The organism is Mesorhizobium sp. M7A.F.Ca.US.007.01.2.1, from assembly GCF_003998165.1.
GTDB classification, from domain to species: Bacteria; Pseudomonadota; Alphaproteobacteria; order Rhizobiales; family Rhizobiaceae; genus Mesorhizobium; species Mesorhizobium ciceri.
This window is the reverse complement of record NZ_RZQP01000134.1, coordinates 1-689: the sequence shown is the minus strand read 5'-3', so window position 1 is coordinate 689 and position 689 is coordinate 1. Positions and strand designations below refer to the sequence as shown.

Below are 689 nucleotides of genomic sequence, written 5' to 3'. Positions count from 1 at the left end.
CGCCGCACCGTCGGCGCCGAACACGTCGTCCGTGCCGTCGCTCAGCACGTTGCCGAGCACGATCCCGCCCTCGACAACGCTGTTGGTGTCGGCATGGGCCGTCGGCACGTCGTCGACGATGTCGATGACGATGGCTGCCGGGGCCGACGACGAGGTGCCGTCAGAGACGGTGAGCGAGAAGCTGTCGGTCTCGGTGACTGCCGGAACGTCCGTCGTCGTGCTGGTCAGTGTGTACTGATAGGCAGCAACGCCGGTTGCCGGGTTGTAGCCGGTGATCAGCAGCGTGCCGTGGTCGCCCTGGAAGACCGAACCGTCAAGGCTGCCAATGGCAACCGTGACGCCGCCGATGGTGACGCTCTGCACGTCGTCGAGCCCGTCGGCGTCCGACACCGTGAAGGTGCCTGTTGCAACCGTGCTGCCGTCGCCGGCCGCCGAACCCGCCGCCAGACCTGCTTCATAGACCTGGTCATGCGCGCCGGCCGGGTTGCCCTGGTCGACGACGATCTGCGGCACGTCGTTGGTGCCGTTGATGGTGATGGTCAGCGTTGCCGTATCGGTGTCGCCGTCGGCATCCTTCATCGTGTAGTTGAAGGTCTCGGTCAGCGTCTGGCCGGCATCCAGCGCCTGCACCGCCGGATCGGCGTTGTTGAGCGTATAGGTGTAGGTGCCGTCGGGATTGGCCACGAAGG

General features: G+C 66.3%; 1 protein-coding gene. It reads right to left on the bottom strand.

Translation table 11 applies throughout. The features are described 5' to 3' along the window. Positions 1-689: VCBS domain-containing protein (locus EN949_RS22100; protein WP_206534961.1), on the bottom strand; the 689-nt coding region annotated here is incomplete at both ends.